Raw genomic sequence first — 17593 nt, forward strand, 5'->3', positions numbered from 1 at the left:
CGTGGTTTCACAACCGTTCGGGACGCGGGCGGCCCGGCAATTGGTCTGCAAAAAGCTATAGACCGCGGTAAGGCCGTGGGGCCAAGGATTTATGCATCAGGGCCAGTCATTTCGCAGACTTCCGGACATGGCGAGCATCGGGTCTACACCGAACCCCACCCGAACTTCATGGGGGCGCAGCCGTCTTTCTTTAACCAGCACGTCGAGTTCCTGGCCGATGGCGTGCCCGAAGTACTGCGGGCAACGCGAGAAGCACTGCGCATGGGCGCGGTGCAGATCAAGGTAATGGCAGGCGGTGGTGTGTCATCTTCGGTTGATCCGTTGCACACCGTTCAAGGATTGCCAGAAGAGTTGGAGGCATCGGTTCGCGCGGCGGCTGATTGGGGGACCTATGTCATGGTCCACGCCTATAACGACGACTCGATCCTGCGGTCACTGGAAGCGGGCGTCATCAGCATAGAACATGGGCAACTGATGACTGAAGTATCGGCGCAAGCCATCAAGGAGTCTGGCGCCTGGATTGTCCCGTTCTATTCTCTGCTTGGGCTTGACGAGGAAGTTGTCAAAAAGGCGCTTGGCCCCGCTGCAGCGCCCAAGTTTCTTGATGTTCAGGCCGGTGCGCGCAATCAGATGAAATTGTTGAAAGAATACGAGATCGAAAACGTCGCATTCTCGACCGATATCATCGGCGACCCGGTGGCTCTGACCAAGCAGAATGATGAGTTCAAATACCGGCTGGAGGCGTGGACTTCGTACGAAATCCTGCAACAGGCGACGTCAAAGTCGGCCGCACTTCTGGCACTGTCAGGAAAACTCAATCCCTACACAGCAGGCCCGCTGGGCGTGATCGAACAAGGCGCATATGCCGATCTGCTGCTTGTTGAAGGAAACCCGGTCGAGGATGCCGAGATCCTGGTCGACTACACCAACAACATCGACCTGATCATGAAAGATGGTGTGATCTACAAGAATACACTCGATTGAGTGTCGCGCGGGGTAAATTTACCTCGGCACCCCGCGCATCCCTAGCTCTACAAATGGGAACTTCTCAAAATGAGAATTCGAGCCAAACTGACACTTGTTCCAACAGTTCTCGCATTTTTCTTGGCTTTGCCGGTTCACTCAGAAGTTACACTTATCGAATGGGCTGACTTGATCGATGAAACTGCTCAGAACTACGAAGATCCATTCGTCGAATTGACGGGCAAACAGCTTAACACGCTTCGAAAATTGGTCCGGTTGCGCGCGCAGCAAGAAAAAGGCGGGTCGTCGCCAGAGCTGTTGGACCAGCTTCAAGTGGATATCGAGGCGACCGAAGCAACTCTTGCTGAGGAACGCGTTGATGCGAACTGGCTGATTTCCCAACGCTGGATTGTGATGGAAAGACGTGAGAAGGCGGGCACGGCCGCTAACATCGACATCGACGGCATGATCGTTTCATTGGGCGGGTTTGTGATCCCGGCACCCCGCGACGAAGATGGTTCCCAAATGGCATATATCGTGCCGGAACGTGGAATGTGCAGCCACGTACCACCTCCACCTCCGAACCAGATGGTGCGTTTGCACCTAAGCGATTCATGGACGCCATCGACAGTCTACGAACCCATCGTTGTAACTGGTCAAATCAGGATCGAGCCGACGCAGAAGGAAATGCTGGTTGTTGATGGTACTGTCCTCATGAAGGCTGCGTTCACTATGAAGGTCGATGACGTTCAGACTTTTGGACCAATCCAGACTTCCGAAGAGGCTTCAACCAATAGGGAAAGTGTATTGATGGGAAGGATCAAGGCGACTGGCGGGGCTACCAGAGACGATTAGTGACACGAGCCAATTGATCAGAATATGGTTCAGAACGAGCGTTCAAGCTGGTGGGCTAAATTGCTGCTCGTGAAAGACTGAACGGCGAAAGCGGCGATAGGGGAGCGCATGAAGGTTTGGCTTATTAGAATAATTGGGCTTGTCGCAATTCTCGCTTTCACAACGGTCGCATTTGTTTGGTTGTTGCTTGCCGCTCCGATGTTCTCGGACATGCGGCGCGACCTTGTAGAAAAAGTTCTTTCAGAACAAATTGGTCGGCCCCTTCTAGTGAACGATGATGTAAGCGTCGCGCTTGGGCGCGTTAGTCACATCTACGTCGGCGGGGTGGTTATCCCGAGCCTGACAATGCCGGAGTCACCTCTTGTAGAATTGAACCTGTTAGAACTGGAGTTGGATATTATCGCCTTGACCAACGGGCGTCTGCATTTTGACAATCTCGTCGTGGAAGGCCTCCAAGCAAATATTCTTACAGCCGAAAACGGCACCACAAGCTGGCGAAAAGACAGGCCAACACCCAAACCAGTGTCCAAGGAAACTGTATCAGCGGATGGTCCAAAAGACGTTGCTAGCGCTGATAGTACCAATGAGAACGACACAGAAGGCAGCGGAATCCTGAACTTCCTGAGCGACAAGAACGTCAGCTTCACATCAATCGGGTTAAACATCGACGACAAGGTCTCGGGCTTCTCATTTGTGTTTGACCTTCAGTCACTCGCGCTCGAACAAGTAGATAATGGACAAAGAACAAAGGTCTCTGGTTCCGGCTCCGTCAACGGTCAAGGCTTCGAAATCGAAGGCGACTACCCCCATGACGCACCGTTTACAACACGGGCCAATTTCGGAGAAATAACCGTCAGCTACGATGGCGAGCCCTTATCGGCAGACGAAGGGGGCGGCTATCGGGCTGTATTGGAGATGGACACCGGAGAATTCGGTGACTTTCTAGATGTCATAGGATTGGAACGCGTTCTGGAAGGCAATGGTCAGCTGCAAGCAGAGCTTGTCTCTCAGGACGCTCTGAAGATCGAGGCGTTTAAAACCACCGTCAGCCTGGAAGATGGGCAGAAGCTCGAAGCTGAGGGCGCAATAGATGACCTCTACACCGCTCAGGGCGTTGATCTGCTTTTCAATGCGCGGCTTCATCCCGAAGGGCAGCCTCCGCCAGCAGCAAAAAGTATCCAGGAACTCAAATTCACTGGCTTTGCAATGCATATGGTCGGATCCCTGGCTTCCTTCGAATTCGAGAAGTTGCTGTTCCAAACCAATGCATTTGACCAAGGGCTGGACGTAATCGGCCCAGCCTCAATCGAAAGTATTCGCCGCATGCCAGACGGACGGCTCGCCATGCTGGGCATTGCGCTACAAGCCGGTCCAATTGAAGAGCCTGTCCTGAAAGCCGAAGGTGAAATCCTCGATCTGCTTCAGCTTCAGGACGTGACTTTCGATGGGGAGCTAAACGGGCCCGCCAAGTTGATTTTGCCCAACCTCGATAAAGACTACGTTGACCAATTCGGCGGCATCAAAGCCGACTTCAACGTATCCAATGCGGGCGGGTCGGTTTCTCTCAACAGGTTTAACGCGACCACTTACGACACCGATCTATGGGCGCTTGATCTTGCACTATCCGTCAACGAGCTAAAAGGGCTGGCCGGTCTCAATTTTGATGTAGAATTGGATGTCGACGACAGCGTCGAGTTTCTGACAGCAGTTAATCTACAACCTGTCGAGCTCGGGGCACTAGCTATCGATGCTGAAACCTCCAAACAGGGCGAGGACTTTGATGCCGCAATCCAGTTCGAAGCCGGGTCTTCGCATCTCCTTGCGACTTTGAACGCAAATTTCCCCGAGGGCACTTCTGTTGTTCGGGGCAACATCACGAGCGAAAAGCTCGATCTCAACGACCTGAAGAACCTGACTGCCGTGCTGAACCAACTGAAAAGTCTGGTAGGGGAGACGTCAAAAGAACCTGAAGCCGAAGTGCAACCTTTAGTTTTACCGAAGGAGACAGACGTGCAGCCCTTGGTATTGCCAAAGGAAAAAGGGAAACCTGCCGATCTTCTGGATGTGCAGCGCGTGCTACGCGAAGCTGACGTCGAGGTACAGATCGAATTCAAAGAGATTGTAGGCCAGCAAGGTGTAACGTCTGTTTCAAGCCAATTGTCAGCAAAAGAAGGAACTGTGGATTTCGGCCCCCTTCAGATGGCTTACGGTGGCGGAAACTTCAGCCTTCGGGCGGTCATGGATCTGATTGATTCACCCGATTGGCTTTCATTGTCGGGATCAACCTCGGGATGGGAATTCGGGGAGATCCTTGATGAATTGGGAATCGGTATTGATGCCTATGGCCGTTTGAGCGGAGAGTTCAACGTTTCTGGCAGCACCAGCTCTAGCAAAGCCTTCATCAACTCGATGCGCGGCAACGCGTCTTTTTCGATGTCGCAGGGCTATATCAGCACCAGCCTATTGGAGCTGGCGGGGCTGGGTATTTTCCCCTGGCTGTTTTCAGAGGAGTTCAGACAAGGCTACACCGACATCACTTGCGTGGTTGCCCCGGTTAATATCCAAGCCGGGCGAGTCAGTTCAAACTCTATCGTCATTGAAACGGGATCGGTTCAATTGGTGGCCAGAGGACAAGTGGACTGGCTGAACGACAGCATTGCGATCAGAGCTGAGCCGCGGCGCGTTGGCAAACCCTTATCCAGAAGCGCTTGGCCCTTTGATGTGACTGGCCAACTTTCGTCGCCAAAGTTCAAGCTGGATGTAGGCGGGTCCAGAAACAAGGCTCCAGACGGCGCAGATGCTATGACTGTCGACAGGCAACCCTGCGTGCCTGATATCAACCAATTGCAGTGATCTGACGCGACCTAGTTCTTTAGTGGTTCCGGCTGTTCGGCCTGACACGTCAGAACGGCCTCAATGGCTTTGGCAGACCCGCTGAGATCGAGTTCAACCTCGGCCCCGCTTTCGCCAATAATCGTGACGCTTTGGCGTTTTCCAAACTCGGTTACAAATGCCGGGTTGTCGAAAAAGGCGTAACCACCGGGCACGCCATTCTTGTAGACACCCACCGCTTCGCCTTCGAATCTCGCATCACCAAAATCGAACTGTACGATCCCGGTCGCACCTTCTTCGATTTGCACCCAGGCTGGATTAAAAGCGGCAAAAAAGCCGCCGTCCTGATTAGGTGCTGCGCCGATTTCAACGGTCATGTCATTTTCAAAGGGCTTCCACGCAAGACAGCCATTGCCCTTTTCGGCATCAATCAGAATTGTCCAGTCGCCGGATTCACCCCACCGTTCCATACCGGCGGCCCACACCGCGCCAGTGGAGATCAATGCCATTGCTGATAACACCAACCTGTTCATTCAAAGCTCCACACATGTTCCGCCAATCCTTAGATGCAATCAGACTATCGCGCTGGTTCAGTCAAAGACAACCATTCGATTTCTGGAATGTTGACCCGGCATCAACGCGCGTTTGCCTGAGAAAGAAATCATCATCGGCCTCCGCCAGATAGGCTGTTACACTCTACTCCCCTAGAATTTGCCAGAGTTGTTCCAGGTCTCTTTCGGGCCGATCTGGTCCTGAACATCAAATGTTCGACGATCTTTCCACCCTCCAGCCGGAACAAGTCAAAGACGGCCCAATCGTCCTCGTCTTGTTTTACATGGCTAAAAGCAACCACGAAATTTCCCTGGCCGAGTAGTCGGTGAACTTTGACGTATTGCGCAGTTTACCCAATCAAAAGCTTTGTCGCGAGGGCGATGTCAGACATGAAGATGATAAACTATTGGCAAAATACGCAAACTTATGAGGTGCGCGAAATACTATGCGCACGCCTATACTGCTGGTAGGCGCGCTCATAACGCTGCGCTCCTGCTGTTGATTTCGTTCATCAAATTCAAGTGTGCTTGCCCATAACTTTGCGCCGTATTTGCGCATAATTTTGCACGATTTGCCCAAAAGTTTGCCGCCCCCATTTCGGTGTCGAATTAAATCCTTCCGAAAGTCTCTTTGAGTTCTGCGACTTGTGCTGCATCCAACATTCGGGTTGGCATGTCCCGCAATGCCACGAGCAGCTTGGCTGTTTCTTCTAACTCTTCTGCTGCACAGACCGCCGAGAAGAGGTCCTTCCCCGATACGACTGGTCCGTGATTGGCCAACAGAACAGCACTAAATTTGCCGCCCAGTTTACGGATCAGATCACCTGATTTCGGATCACCCGGCTTGACGTATGGAACCAGTTTGACCGTGCCGACGCGCATGACCACGTATGGTGTAAGCGGTGGAATACAGTCGTCTGGATCGGTGTCTTCCAGACACGACAATGCGGTGGCCCAGGTCGAATGCAGATGAACCACGGCGCCCGCTTCTGGTCTTGTCTCATAGAAGGCTTGATGCAGAAAGACTTCCTTGGTCGGCTTGTCCCCGGAGACGTGGTTGCCATCCAAGTCAATCTTGGCGATGCGCTCGGGATCGATATTCCCCAAAGTCGAGTTGGTAGGTGTCATAAGGATTCCGTTATGCAGCCGGGCAGAGACATTGCCCGCAGTGCCGGGCATAAAATGGCTGATCTGCCAAAAACCTTTCTGCATGTCTCTGGATGAAGCGGAGAAGATCGTTTCAGAGGCTGAAGCGGCAGGTGCAACTATTGTCGTGCATGAGAATTTTCGTTTTCAGCCTTGGTATCGTGCAATCAAGGTGGCGATGACCGAGGGTCGAATTGGAACACCTCTACAAGCGACTTTCCGGCTTCGGCCCGGCGACGGACAGGGACCGCGAGCCTACCTTGACCGGCAGCCGTACTTTCAGGAAATGCCACGTTTCCTAGTTCATGAGACAGCGGTTCACTGGGTAGACACATTCCGATTTTTGTTCGATGCGCCCAGCGCAGTTTATGCGGACTTGCGCCAAGTTAACCCCGTTATCGCGGGCGAGGACGCAGGTTACATCCTGTTTGACCACCCCAACGGATTGAAAACTCTGTTCGATGGCAACAGATGCCTTGACCACAGCGCCAAAAACCCGCGTCAGACCATGGGCGAAGCTCTTATCGAAGGAACGGAAGGATCACTAGTTCTTTACGGCGACGGTTCCGTTGACCTCCGCGCGTTTGGAAAACAGGAGAGACAGCAGATACTATCTCCAAGCGATCATGATGGATTTGGAGGAGACAGCGTTCACGCCTTGCAAAGTCACGTTATTTCGGGCCTTCTACTGGGCACGCCTTTGGAAAACACGGCCCGAGACTATTTGGATGTGATCCGCATTGAAGAGAATATCTATCTCTCAGCTGCGGAAGGACGAAAAATCAACCTGGAGACACCGTGAAGGATCAGGACGCAAAAACTCTTTCCAATACACAACGCGCTGTTAGGGATTTGCGGCGGATGATCCTGTCTGGCGAACTTGCGGCCGGAACTGACCATCTGGAGTCGGAACTCGCCGAGACCCTTGGCATGTCCCGCACCCCGATACGGGAAGCTGCGCTGATGTTGGAAAGTAAGGGGTTGCTGGAAATGCGACCCCGAAAGGGCGTTCGGATACTACCTGTTTCATCAGATGATATGCGTGAGATTTACGACATACTGACGGAACTTGAGAGTCTCGCGGCACAGCGCGCTGCCGAAGCGGGTTATTCAGAAGATGAACTGGCGGTACTCGCTGGATCAATTGCGAAGATGGACCAAGCCATCGAAGCCGAAGACCTTGAAGCGTGGGCAGAGGCAGACGAGTTGTTTCATCAAGAGCTCGTTCGGTTGGGCGGCAACAAACGAGTCGAAGCGATTGTTGCCATGATGAGCGACCAAGTCCGCCGCGCGCGTGCAACGACGTTGTTCATCAGGCCCCTGCCCGTTAAATCCAACGAAGATCACCGGGTTGTTTTTCAAGCGATTAGTGAAGGTCGTCCAGATGCCGCCCGTGAACGTCATCGAGAACACAGGCTGCAAGCACAGGCTATGCTTTGCGGGATACTCGAAAAGCATCGGCTTAACAGCCTCTGATCTTCTCGCATCCGGTCGTTAATCAACTAAAATAGCTGCTTTTTTAGGCACAAAAAGCTCTCCGAACACCTGTCTAACACGGCAGTCTATCGTTGAGGCCGGCTGTTCTGATTTACTTTTTTCAGGTCACTCAACCAACCACTGCATCAATGGAGTTGAAATAGTACGATTTCGGATTATATTAGTTCGATATCGTACTACTGGAGACTCAAGATGCCAAATCGAAGACGTTTTCTCAAGATTCTAGGCGGAGGCACAATACTGGCGGCAACGGGCGCGGTTGCGTTTCTCGCTACACGCACGCCGCATGACGCGCTGGCTCCGTGGACGCCACAACCATATGACGACCCCCGCAAAGCCGCTTTGTCCTACGCGATTCTCGCCCCTAACCCGCACAACTTGCAACCTTGGCTCGTCGAGTTAGTTGGGCAAAACAAGGTTCGCATCCACCGCGATACAGATCGCGAGCTTCCGGAAACCGATCCTTACCACCGCCAGCTCTATATTGGCCTCGGCGCATTTGTTGAGACGATGGTCCTGGCGGCAGGTGCTCTCGGGTTTGATACCGAGGTCAAGTTGCTGCCAGATGGGGATGACGGGCCTATTGCAGAAGCAGTGTTTGTACCTGGAGGGGCACCCGATCCACTTTCAAATCAAATCCTCAACCGACATTCAAACAAAGAACCGTATACTGAACAGCGGCTGTCCGAGACGGAAGTGTCGGTCCTTGAAAACTACGCCACCCTGATTACCGATGAAGATTTGGTGACCCGTATTCGAGACCTTACGAAACGCGCTTTCGAAATCGAAATGCGAACACCGCAGACCTTGAAAGAATCCGTCGACCTCATGCGGATCGGGAAAGCAGAAATCAACGCCAACCCGGACGGGATTGAGTTACGCGATCCCATGCTGGAAACGCTGCGACTTACTGGCCTATTGGACAATGAGACCCTTATGAATGTTGACCACCCAGGCACTCAGTCTCACATGCGAGGCTACTTCGCTATGCTAGACGCGACGCCGCAATACGCAGTCCTCACGACAACTACAAACACGCGAAGCGATCAACTCGAAGCCGGACGTCAATTGATGCGTTTCTACCTGAAGACAACCGAAATGGGTCTGGGCGTGCATCCGGTCAGTCAGGCCCTTCAGGAATATCCCGAGATGGCCGATGAATACGATCTTGCGCATGAGCTTCTTGCGTCACCGGGCCACACGGTGCAAATGTTGCTGCGTTTGGGGTATGGACCCGAGCCAATTGCCACACCCCGCTGGCCTCTGGAGACACGAATTCTGAATGAAGCCTGAAGATGAGACCAACGAAGTCTACCGGTTCTTCACCGAGGTCGGGATCATCAACCAGCTGATCTCGACCAAGCTTGAAGCGTTCTTACCTGGCAGAATGACCGCTACCCAATTTGGCATATTGGGCCACCTGGTCCGGCGCCCCGAGGGGGAAACGCCACTACAGCTGTCGAACGCTTTTCAAGTGCCCAAGACGTCGATGACGCACATGCTCGCGAGCCTCGAAAACCATGCCCTGATTACCCTTGAAACCAACCCCAATGACAAGCGTTCGAAAATAGCCCGGTCCACGCCGCAAGGTGCGGAGTTTTTGAAAGCTTCTATGGAACGGATGTCTGAAGCCCTGGCTCCAGTTTTGTCCGAACTCGGGCCCGAACCGTTCCATAGGTCTTTGCCCAATTTGACGCTCATACGTGAAACGCTAGACAACGAGCGCGACTAGCCGTAACCTGCATCGCCCCAAGCAAGCAGCCAAATTCTCAAAAGATCATACAATCCGCGCCCGGAGGCAGAGGCGGCGATCCTTCAGGTAAGGTGGGTGTGTAGTCAAATGTCACAATCTTCGCGCCACCGTCGAACGCCACGAACAGTTGGTTAGATCCCGGCCTAATGGCGATGCCTTCCGGGTCAGTTCCGAATTCCAACAGGCTTTGCTGGGCGAGCAGTTGGCCATCTGCCGTGAACTCATACAGGCTGTTTGACCCTTCCCAGTCATCAACGATCAACATGTGACCGGTTCGTGGGTCAATTGCGATGCCCTGTGCCTCGCTTAAGGGGGGAGAGAGCTTCATGGTATCCAACCTTGCCGTAAGGACGCCTTCTGAAGTGAACCAAGACAATCGTTCCGGATCATCTTCTACGGTCACGATCTGCCCCTTTGCATTGATCGCGATCCCTTCGGTATCCGCAAATCCACCTTCAAGTTCAAAGGGTGCTCCTAAAGTGACTCCTTCCTTCGTGAGACGTTGGAGGCTGCCAAGACCGTCGCCTACCAACAAGTGATCTCCTTCGATAGCAATTGCCTTGATACGGAAGAGATCGCTGGATATGCGGCGCAACTCATCACCTTGCAACGTAACGAGAATGGCCTCGGGCCCCTCGTTGGCAATCCACAAGCCACAAAACGTTGGATCGTAGTCAAGGCTTGCGGGTTGGTTGAGCTCATAGCGCCCAGTTTCGCGAAGCTCCAATGCCGTGGCCGGAGAAGCCCCAGCGCAGATCAGTAAGGCTATGGTTCTTGCAAACACTCAGAATGCTCCCGGAAAGGTATGTTGTTTAAAAAAATATACCTGATTATTGCGCCCCTTCAGTGAGAAAGAACAGCTCAATGGGCTGAGCAAGGCCACGTATTTCGTGATCCCCACAGCTAACGAACATGTTCGGTGCAGCACTTGCAACGGCTAACGTCGCCAACACTCTCTGACCAATTGATTTTGTTAAGTTTTCAATTCGGCTTGCGACGTTCACCGCACCGCCCAAAACCGTAAAATCAAGCCTGCCGGGGCTACCGATGTTACCGTAGCTGACCTGCCCAACGTTGATCCCAATTCCAATGTCCAAGGGCGGTTTTTGGAACTCGTCTCGTCTAGTGTTGAGAGCGTTCAAACCACTCAGCACACTCTGCGCTGCAAGAGCCGCCATTCTGCAACGGTCGGCATGGTTTTTTTGAGCTTCAATAGTGAAGATCGACAGGATGCCATCACCCATGAACTTGAGGACGTCTCCACCGTTGTCTTCTACGGCTTTGACCACCAGATCAAAATAGTCGCTGAGCGTGTCGAAGACTTCTTCTTCCGTTGAGGTTTCGGAAAGTGCCGTAAAGCCTCGCAGATCAGAGAACATAACCACGGCATCCAGAGTTGTTCGCTCACCCCGCTTGATGTTGCCGCTCCAGACTGCCTCAGAAGGTCCATCTCCTAAATAAGTTCGAAGTAGACCTTTAGACGATTTTCGCATCGTCACAGGTTCCAAGGCGCAAGAAAGGGCCGGTAAGACCGCTTCAATCAGCCTTAGATGTTCCGTCGAGAATCCATCCGGCGCCTGTGTAATGAACGTGCAACCATGCAGCGATCCATCACCATAATAAAGCAAAGTAGCGTAGTAGTCGGTGCCGCCTTGCTCTGCAAACTCCAAATAGGATGAATGCTCTGTTTCTGAGTCCAGTTGCTGAAGACTTTTGTGAAGCGGCTTTCTATTCGCCAGAATATACTCAAATGAGCTCCCAACATAACCATCCGTCAACGTCGTCTCATGGGTGACATCGTAGCTGTCGGTGCCGTTGGGCGTCCAAACCACGCCCCAAGCAATAAGCAATGGATTGGCAAAGCGTTGGCCAATGTTTACTCGCCACAGCGGAACTCCGGCTTCGACCAAGGAGGAACAAAAGTGTGACACCACTTTTACAGGATCGCCGGAGCGACGACCTTCTGTAATCATCCATTCGGTTAGTCGGGTGACTTCTTCCATGTACCCAAGTTAGTCGCTTGCATAAGATGAGCAAAGACTATTGGAATTGCATTGTCGCTTACACTTATTGAGCCGCCTGATCTGAATTGGTTCAACAGAAGATTACAGCCCCTCGCTTGGGCGAACTTCAATAGAAACCAATCTCGCTGACGTCTACGCGGGCCTCGTGATCGCGCCCGTAGGCTACAACCCCAACTGAGGTGATTGCGTCTGCAACAGGAGTAGCGCGCAACATGGCACCTGAAGCCTTGAAGCCTGGCAGAGGCAAGTAAACTTCTCTCCATTCTTCAGAAGTTGAGAACTCGGCCTGATAGTATTGCCACGGAAGCACCGTGCCACGTGTTCTGAGGTGAACGAAGTATTGCTCGCCGTTCCCCCGTACCAATAACCTGACGCCTGATACAGCCTCATCCAGTCGCTCAGACAACTTGCGTCGGAACTGGATGAAGCCCCCATTGTTTTCTGTACTCACGGTTCCGGTCAGCCGCGCGAATTCAACACCACCTTCCGAACGAAACTGCACCTGTCCTGAGGAAACTCCTCCCATGACGGTGTCGGCAACGTAGTCCCAACGCGTCTCCGGAGACTTAGAAAAGTCTTCAGTCAGTTTTTCATCAGCATGAGCCATTGTGCATCCGATGATAACAAGACCTGAAACAAGCCCGATGAAGTTTGCACGCATATTGTTCCTTGTCAGTTCAGTATCGCAATGGAGAGGTTCAGCGCCGCGGCAAATGCGACCCATGCAAAGTACGGCAGGAAAGACAGTGCGGAGACCCGATCTGAATTCCTAACCTGAGTGATGAACATGACGATGGCAGCCAACAACGCGACAATGACCAAAAGGGCAAACCACGGCAGTTGCAGTACGAAAAAGGTTGGGGACCATAAAAAGTTCAGACCCATCTGCGCCCACCACAGCTTCATGGCGGTCGAGCTTCGGTCCGCTTCGAACTGACGCCAACCTACCATGGCGATTAAGACATATAGCACCGTCCAAACCGGCCCGAAAATCCAATTAGGTGGATTGAAAGCCGGTTTAGAAAGCTGCGCATACCATTCGCCAGGTGCGGTCAGTGTTCCGATCAGGATGCCGCCTCCCATCACGAGCGTAAGGAATGCTATGCGGATCAACCAATTCCACATTTTGCGATAGCTTTCAGCAGTCCCTGGTCGTCACGTTGACGAGTGCTTCGGAAGAGAAGGTCGCCGTACTGGTCTCATCCGCATCGGTATATGACACCGTGGCGCCTTCGATCTCCGACCCCGTTACGGTGATTTCGCGTTGCCCGATAGTATCATCGAGATCGATGGTAAAAGCGAGTGTGTCCCCGGCTGCGAGGGAGGCGATTTCAAGTTCTATTGTATCTTGCCCGTCCACGACCGCTGGAATTTGCCGCAGAGCATCCGCACCCTCAACGAATTCGAGAGGTTGAAAGACCTCGACGCCAGCACCCTTTTCAGTAACGTCGAAAATCAGACGTCCCGCAGATTTCGACAAGTCAATTTTGAGGGTCGAGGCTTCTACTTTGCAAGCTCCGACATTTGTCAGAACAAAGCGGTCCTTGGGTGCGCCTTCAATAAAGTGAATTTGTACACCAGCTTGAAGCGAATTAGCTGCAAATAATCCAAGGGTCGCCGCGAGAATACTCTTCGGGAGCATATTTATCTCCTTTCTAAACGGTTCTTGATAGATACGCTTCGGCGGGTTTCTTGGATCAGACTTGTGCCCTTTGACTATCGTGGTTTAGCCGACAGGAGCTTTCAAAGCTCCATGCACCGCTGTCAGAATGGTTAAGTCAAAACATGCCATTGTCATTCTCGCTGTTTGCCGGAACCTCCTGAAGAACGTCCCAGTGTTCGACAACCTTACCTTCAGCATCCAGGCGAAAAATATCGATACCTGCGTACTCGAGACCATCGGGCCAGATTTGGTGGCAATGCAGAATAACGTGATCGTCTTCAGCAAACGCTCGTTTGATGTCCACTCGCTTTCGCGGATATTCGGCAGCCATGCGCTCGAAATATTCGATAAACGCTTGCTTGCCGTCGCCAACATGCGGGTTGTGCTGCGTATAGGTTTCCCCAACAAAGATATCTATGGCTTCCGCAGGCCGACACTCATTGAACATCATTTCGTAGAAAGCAATGACATTCTTCTTGTTGGTTTCGAGGTCCAGCATGCTGATCTCCAATTCGACGCTTGTACCGCCCAAAAATGTTGGTCCGAGTAATTCTTAGAAGCAACCCGGTAATGATCTCGATCACTAATCGGCAAGAATTTACGAGCTTAGTTTTGCGTTCCGACTATTTCGAGTGTTTGTCCCTTACTCGATTTCTTCAAAGTCTATGTGAATGTGATTTCCATCAGGATCGGCCACATGGATTTGCACCATTCCAGCCCCCGGGACATCAGTTTTGCGATACTGGATTTGATACGAGATCAGTTTTTCTTCGAAAGCTCTTAACCCTGTGGCTGAGAGCGCAAAATGCTCGAGCTTGAGCTTTACTTCGGAGCCGACATTAGGCGTTCCTTCGTGACCCACAAGATGAACCACTGCGTGATCACCCGCATACAACCAAGCTCCGGGAAACTGAAACTCAGGGCGGGCCCCGAGTTTCAAACCCAAGACGTCTTCATACCAAGCAACCATGTCAGGCAACCTAGTCGTCACGATGTTCACATGATCCAGCCGTTCAATTCTCATCTAAAAACCCTCAAGCACGAGCTTTCCTTTGGCCTTTCCGCTTTCAAGGATAGCATGCGCTTTCATTAAGTTTGCAGCATTGATTGTACCAAGTGTATCGGTCGCTGTGGATATGATCTTTCCATCATCTATCAACCCGGCGACCTGCTTCAGGATTTCGCTTTGACGATTCATATCTCTAGTCCCGAAAAGCGACCGAGTGTACATGAACTCCCAATGCAATGAGATCGATTTGTGTTTGAACGGCGCGATGTCGAAGGTCTCAGGATCATCGATCAACCCAAAGCGACCTTGGGGTGTCATCACCTGTCCAACTTGGGGCGCATAAAGCTGAGAATGGTTTGTCGAATAGATGAAATCCACGCTGTCGATACCAAGAGCCTCGAGTTGTGAGCCAAAAGGTTCTGAGTGGTTGATGACATGGTGTGCGCCAAGCTCTCGAACCCAGTCTTGTGTCTCGGGTCGAGACGCAGTGGCAATCACCGTCAAGTCAGTGAGAGCCCGCGCCAATTGAATGGTGATTGATCCGACACCACCTGCGCCACCAATAACCAGCAATGTATTGGTCCCGCCGGAAACGGCATCCCGGACTCGCAAGCGGTCGAACAGCATCTCAAAAGCAGTGAGTGTCGTAAGCGGCATCGCCGCAGCCGCTTTCGCCGGTATGGATTTTGGCGCGGCTCCGACAATACGTTCATCCACCAGATGAAACTCGGCATTGGTTCCCGGTCGGTTGATCGCCCCGGCATACCAAACCGTATCGCCCGGACTGAAAGTCTCCACCGCTTCTCCAACGGCTTCGACGACGCCTACTGCGTCCCACCCCAGAATATCAGGCGCTGGACCCGCAGGAGCACGTTTTTGCCGAATTTTCGTATCAACCGGGTTCACTGACACGGCCTGCACCTTCACCAACAAGTCGTGCCCCTTTGGCGTCGGTTTGTCGGCCTCGAAATCGATTAAGGCGTCCGCCCGATCAATCGACCCCGTCTCACGGTATCCCACGGCTTTCATAACGTGCTCCTTTGTTCGGTTCTGTATCAACCGATGATTGTCATCTCATTCAACGTGAATTCTGCCACGGCGCCCTCTGTTGCTTCCAGGTAAGCCGCAAGGTGCTGAGCACCCATGTGGGTTTGCCAAAGTTCTCGGCTTTCCCAATTTTCGTAGAACACGAAATGAGCCGGGTTGTCGTTGTCCTGGTGCAGGTCGTAGTTAATACAACCCTCTTCGGCACGGGTTGTGTCGATGAGCTTGATCAGCTCACCCTTTACGAGGTCGATCTTGTCGGGGTTGGCTTTGATGTTGGCGAGGATTGTCAGCTTGGCCATTGGAATAGGTCCCTTGTGTTCTTGAGCGATGCGCAAGATTTACGCCGCAGTACTTTCGGGATAAACAGGGCATAATCGAACATATAATACGGAAATTCCGTTTAATGCTTTTAGACAATCTTCGCTTGTTTCTGACCATAGCCGAGTAAGGCAGTCTTGTGGCCGCGGCGCGCGAAACAGGGATGTCGAGCACAACAGTGTCCGAGCGGCTCGCGGCTCTGGAGGCACATTACGGTGTGGTTTTGTTCAACCGTACCACCCGTTCCATTAGCCTGACCGAAGAAGGCCGGACACTCGCTGACGGAGCAAGAAGCGTACTTAGTGAGGTTGCGGACCTGGATACGCTTGTTCGGCACGGCGCCGAAACTCTGTCTGGTCCAATTCGCATAAGCGCGCCGATTGACTTGGGACGGAGCATTGTTTCCGAGGTTGTCGCCAAATTCACCGAAGAGAACCCTGCCGTCTCAATCGAACTATCCCTCTCGGACGGCTATGTTGACCTTGTCGGCCAGGGTTTCGACCTTGCCGTTCGCTTCGGCAACATAACAGACAGCTCGCTCAGGTTGCGAAATCTAGGAAGCTACCAACGTTTCGTATGTGCATCCCCAAGTTACCTGGCCTTATTCGGAACGCCTGAAAAACCAGAAGATCTATTAGGCCACAACTGCTTGGCTATGAGGTTTGGCGACATGATCGACAACGTTTGGGAGTTTGGATCAGGACCAAATGCCCAGCGCGTATCGGTAAAAGGAAATCGAATAGTCAATGATGGTTCCCTCATCCGCGATTGGGCGATTGCAGGCCATGGGGTCGTCTTGAAGTCGGAGTTGGATGTAGGCGACGATGTTCGATCTGGCAGACTTGTTTCTCTCTTGCGCGACTTCCTCCCACCGCCGAAACCTTTGCAAATGATGTTTCCGCCGAGCCGAGCCCAACCACGTCGAATAACGGCCTTGACCGAGCATTTGCGTCGCAAATTTGGTGTGAGTTGAGGCCACAGGGTAAGACACTGAATTGATAGCCGCTATGTTTGCTCAATGAATTTCAAAGTCGCCTGTGCCAGCGTTCTGCCAGCATCTTCTTGAATGAAATGCCCCGCTTTAGGCACAACGGCATGATTTTGGCCAGCTGCCCCAGGGATCGACTTTTGGAACAGTTTGTCTACCCCCGCCATGACTCTATCGTCTTCTCCAAAAACATTCAGAAACGGAGTGTTCAAGGTCTTGAGGGTTTCCAATGCGGCTCGGTTGGCATCGGAAGCTGGATTTTCGGGTTTGTCGGGCACCAACATTGGAAACTCTCGAGCGCCTGCCAGATAGCGCGCATCCGGGAATGGTGCGTTATAGGCTGCAACCTCTTCATCTGAAATCTTCGATGTTGTGCCGCCGAATACGATACGGCCCGAATTGAGTTCAGACACAGATTGTGAGTATTCCCGCCATGAAAGAAATGCATCCCCCAAGGGGACGTCACCGGTGGGCAGAGCCGTGTTCGCCACTACCACACGAGCAAAACGCTTGGGCATACTCGCAACCAGCCGCAAGCCAATGAGTCCGCCCCAATCCTGGCAAACCAATGTGATGCCCGTCAGGTCAACTTTCCGCAACCATTCGGACATCCAGTCTACATGGCGTTGGTAAGTGTAATCGGATCGCTCAATGGGCTTGTCCGACCGTCCAAACCCAATCAAATCAGGAGCCAGAACTCGATGACCCGCCTCTTTGAATAACGGAATAATGTGCCGATACACGAAGCACCAGGTTGGCTCTCCATGCATCAATAATACTGGCGGTGCCTGCGCCGGTCCCTCGTCCAAATAGTGCAGTCGGAGAAGACCGCCCTCGGTATCATCCACATCAAGATAGTTCGGTCCAAAGTCGAAATCTGGCAATCCGTCAAACCGATGCTCCGGTGTGCGAAGGAATCTCATCGTGAACTCTCCACAAATGCCGAC

At 52.5% G+C, this 17593-nt stretch carries 20 protein-coding genes; 8 read left to right on the top strand and 12 right to left on the bottom strand.

Going from position 1 to position 17593, the window contains the following annotated elements; translation table 11 throughout:
- The 3 genes from AC2FNR_RS17420 to AC2FNR_RS17430 form a co-directional block, all read left to right on the top strand.
- On the top strand, positions 1-984 hold a 984-nt coding region (locus tag AC2FNR_RS17420; protein WP_496850378.1), incomplete at its 5' end, for a metal-dependent hydrolase family protein.
- Positions 985-1053: 69 nt separating this feature from the next.
- Positions 1054-1818 (top strand): DUF3299 domain-containing protein, encoded by a 765-nt coding sequence (locus AC2FNR_RS17425; RefSeq protein ID WP_496850380.1) that lies wholly within the window; start codon positions 1054-1056, stop codon positions 1816-1818.
- 108 nt (positions 1819-1926) lie between these two features.
- The gene (locus AC2FNR_RS17430; protein ID WP_496850382.1) at positions 1927-4671 is read left to right on the top strand and encodes an AsmA family protein; all 2745 of its coding nucleotides are present in this window, start codon (positions 1927-1929) and stop codon (positions 4669-4671) included.
- Positions 4672-4682: 11 nt separating this feature from the next.
- On the opposite strand, the gene AC2FNR_RS17435 is transcribed toward AC2FNR_RS17430, so the two are convergent.
- Together AC2FNR_RS17435 and otnC are read right to left on the bottom strand one after the other, a co-directional pair.
- Positions 4683-5183: a hypothetical protein gene (locus tag AC2FNR_RS17435; protein WP_170755966.1), complete on the bottom strand. Its 501-nt coding sequence runs from the start codon at positions 5181-5183 to the stop codon at positions 4683-4685.
- Positions 5184-5810: 627 nt separating this feature from the next.
- Complete coding sequence (otnC, locus tag AC2FNR_RS17440) at positions 5811-6413, bottom strand: 3-oxo-tetronate 4-phosphate decarboxylase (protein WP_496850384.1); 603 nt, start codon at positions 6411-6413, stop codon at positions 5811-5813.
- On the opposite strand from otnC, the gene AC2FNR_RS17445 reads away from it, so the two are divergent.
- The 4 genes from AC2FNR_RS17445 (at position 6412) to AC2FNR_RS17460 (ending at position 9576) form a co-directional block, all read left to right on the top strand.
- On the top strand, positions 6412-7149 hold the full coding sequence (locus AC2FNR_RS17445) for a Gfo/Idh/MocA family protein (RefSeq protein ID WP_496850386.1): 738 nt from the start codon (positions 6412-6414) through the stop codon (positions 7147-7149). The genes otnC and AC2FNR_RS17445 overlap by 2 nt on opposite strands.
- Positions 7146-7823 carry a GntR family transcriptional regulator gene (locus AC2FNR_RS17450; RefSeq protein WP_170756439.1) on the top strand — a complete coding sequence of 226 codons (678 nt, stop codon included), beginning with the start codon at positions 7146-7148 and terminating at the stop codon, positions 7821-7823. The genes AC2FNR_RS17445 and AC2FNR_RS17450 overlap by 4 nt, the downstream gene beginning before the upstream one ends.
- A 213-nt stretch (positions 7824-8036) precedes the next feature.
- Positions 8037-9137, top strand: coding sequence for an Acg family FMN-binding oxidoreductase (locus tag AC2FNR_RS17455; RefSeq protein ID WP_480868632.1), 1101 nt, complete (start codon positions 8037-8039; stop codon positions 9135-9137).
- Positions 9127-9576 (top strand): MarR family winged helix-turn-helix transcriptional regulator, encoded by a 450-nt coding sequence (locus AC2FNR_RS17460; protein ID WP_480900275.1) that lies wholly within the window; start codon positions 9127-9129, stop codon positions 9574-9576. The genes AC2FNR_RS17455 and AC2FNR_RS17460 overlap by 11 nt, the downstream gene beginning before the upstream one ends.
- Before the next feature lie 37 nt (positions 9577-9613).
- Here AC2FNR_RS17460 and AC2FNR_RS17465 read toward each other — a convergent pair whose 3' ends face one another.
- The 9 genes from AC2FNR_RS17465 to AC2FNR_RS17505 all read right to left on the bottom strand — a co-directional run bounded on the left by AC2FNR_RS17465 (position 9614) and on the right by AC2FNR_RS17505 (position 15639).
- Positions 9614-10324, bottom strand: a complete 711-nt coding sequence (locus tag AC2FNR_RS17465) for a hypothetical protein (RefSeq protein WP_480868635.1) — start codon at positions 10322-10324, stop codon at positions 9614-9616.
- Positions 10325-10427: 103 nt separating this feature from the next.
- A complete protein-coding gene (locus AC2FNR_RS17470; protein ID WP_480868637.1) occupies positions 10428-11600 on the bottom strand; it encodes an adenylate/guanylate cyclase domain-containing protein in 1173 nt (390 codons plus the stop codon).
- A 127-nt stretch (positions 11601-11727) separates the two neighbouring features.
- Positions 11728-12228 (bottom strand): CIA30 family protein, encoded by a 501-nt coding sequence (locus AC2FNR_RS17475; RefSeq protein WP_496850390.1) that lies wholly within the window; start codon positions 12226-12228, stop codon positions 11728-11730.
- Between the two features lie 65 nt (positions 12229-12293).
- Complete coding sequence (locus tag AC2FNR_RS17480; protein WP_496850391.1) at positions 12294-12734, bottom strand: TspO/MBR family protein; 441 nt, start codon at positions 12732-12734, stop codon at positions 12294-12296.
- Positions 12735-12759: 25 nt separating this feature from the next.
- The gene (locus tag AC2FNR_RS17485) at positions 12760-13263 is read right to left on the bottom strand and encodes an aggregation factor core (RefSeq protein WP_496850393.1); all 504 of its coding nucleotides are present in this window, start codon (positions 13261-13263) and stop codon (positions 12760-12762) included.
- Between the two features lie 136 nt (positions 13264-13399).
- On the bottom strand, positions 13400-13783 hold the full coding sequence (locus AC2FNR_RS17490) for a nuclear transport factor 2 family protein (protein ID WP_496850395.1): 384 nt from the start codon (positions 13781-13783) through the stop codon (positions 13400-13402).
- Between the two features lie 144 nt (positions 13784-13927).
- Positions 13928-14308, bottom strand: coding sequence for a VOC family protein (locus AC2FNR_RS17495; RefSeq protein WP_496850396.1), 381 nt, complete (start codon positions 14306-14308; stop codon positions 13928-13930).
- On the bottom strand, positions 14309-15322 hold the full coding sequence (locus tag AC2FNR_RS17500) for a zinc-binding alcohol dehydrogenase family protein (RefSeq protein ID WP_496850397.1): 1014 nt from the start codon (positions 15320-15322) through the stop codon (positions 14309-14311).
- Positions 15323-15348: 26 nt separating this feature from the next.
- Positions 15349-15639, bottom strand: coding sequence for a putative quinol monooxygenase (locus AC2FNR_RS17505; protein WP_170756444.1), 291 nt, complete (start codon positions 15637-15639; stop codon positions 15349-15351).
- Between the two features lie 158 nt (positions 15640-15797).
- Here AC2FNR_RS17505 and AC2FNR_RS17510 point away from each other — a divergent pair, with 158 nt between their 5' ends.
- On the top strand, positions 15798-16631 hold the full coding sequence (locus AC2FNR_RS17510) for a LysR family transcriptional regulator (RefSeq protein ID WP_496850398.1): 834 nt from the start codon (positions 15798-15800) through the stop codon (positions 16629-16631).
- A 32-nt stretch (positions 16632-16663) separates the two neighbouring features.
- On the opposite strand, the gene AC2FNR_RS17515 is transcribed toward AC2FNR_RS17510, so the two are convergent.
- Positions 16664-17569, bottom strand: coding sequence for a haloalkane dehalogenase (locus AC2FNR_RS17515; RefSeq protein ID WP_496850399.1), 906 nt, complete (start codon positions 17567-17569; stop codon positions 16664-16666).
- Positions 17570-17593 lie beyond the last annotated feature (24 nt).

Source organism: Ruegeria sp. SATB045 (assembly GCF_059613525.1).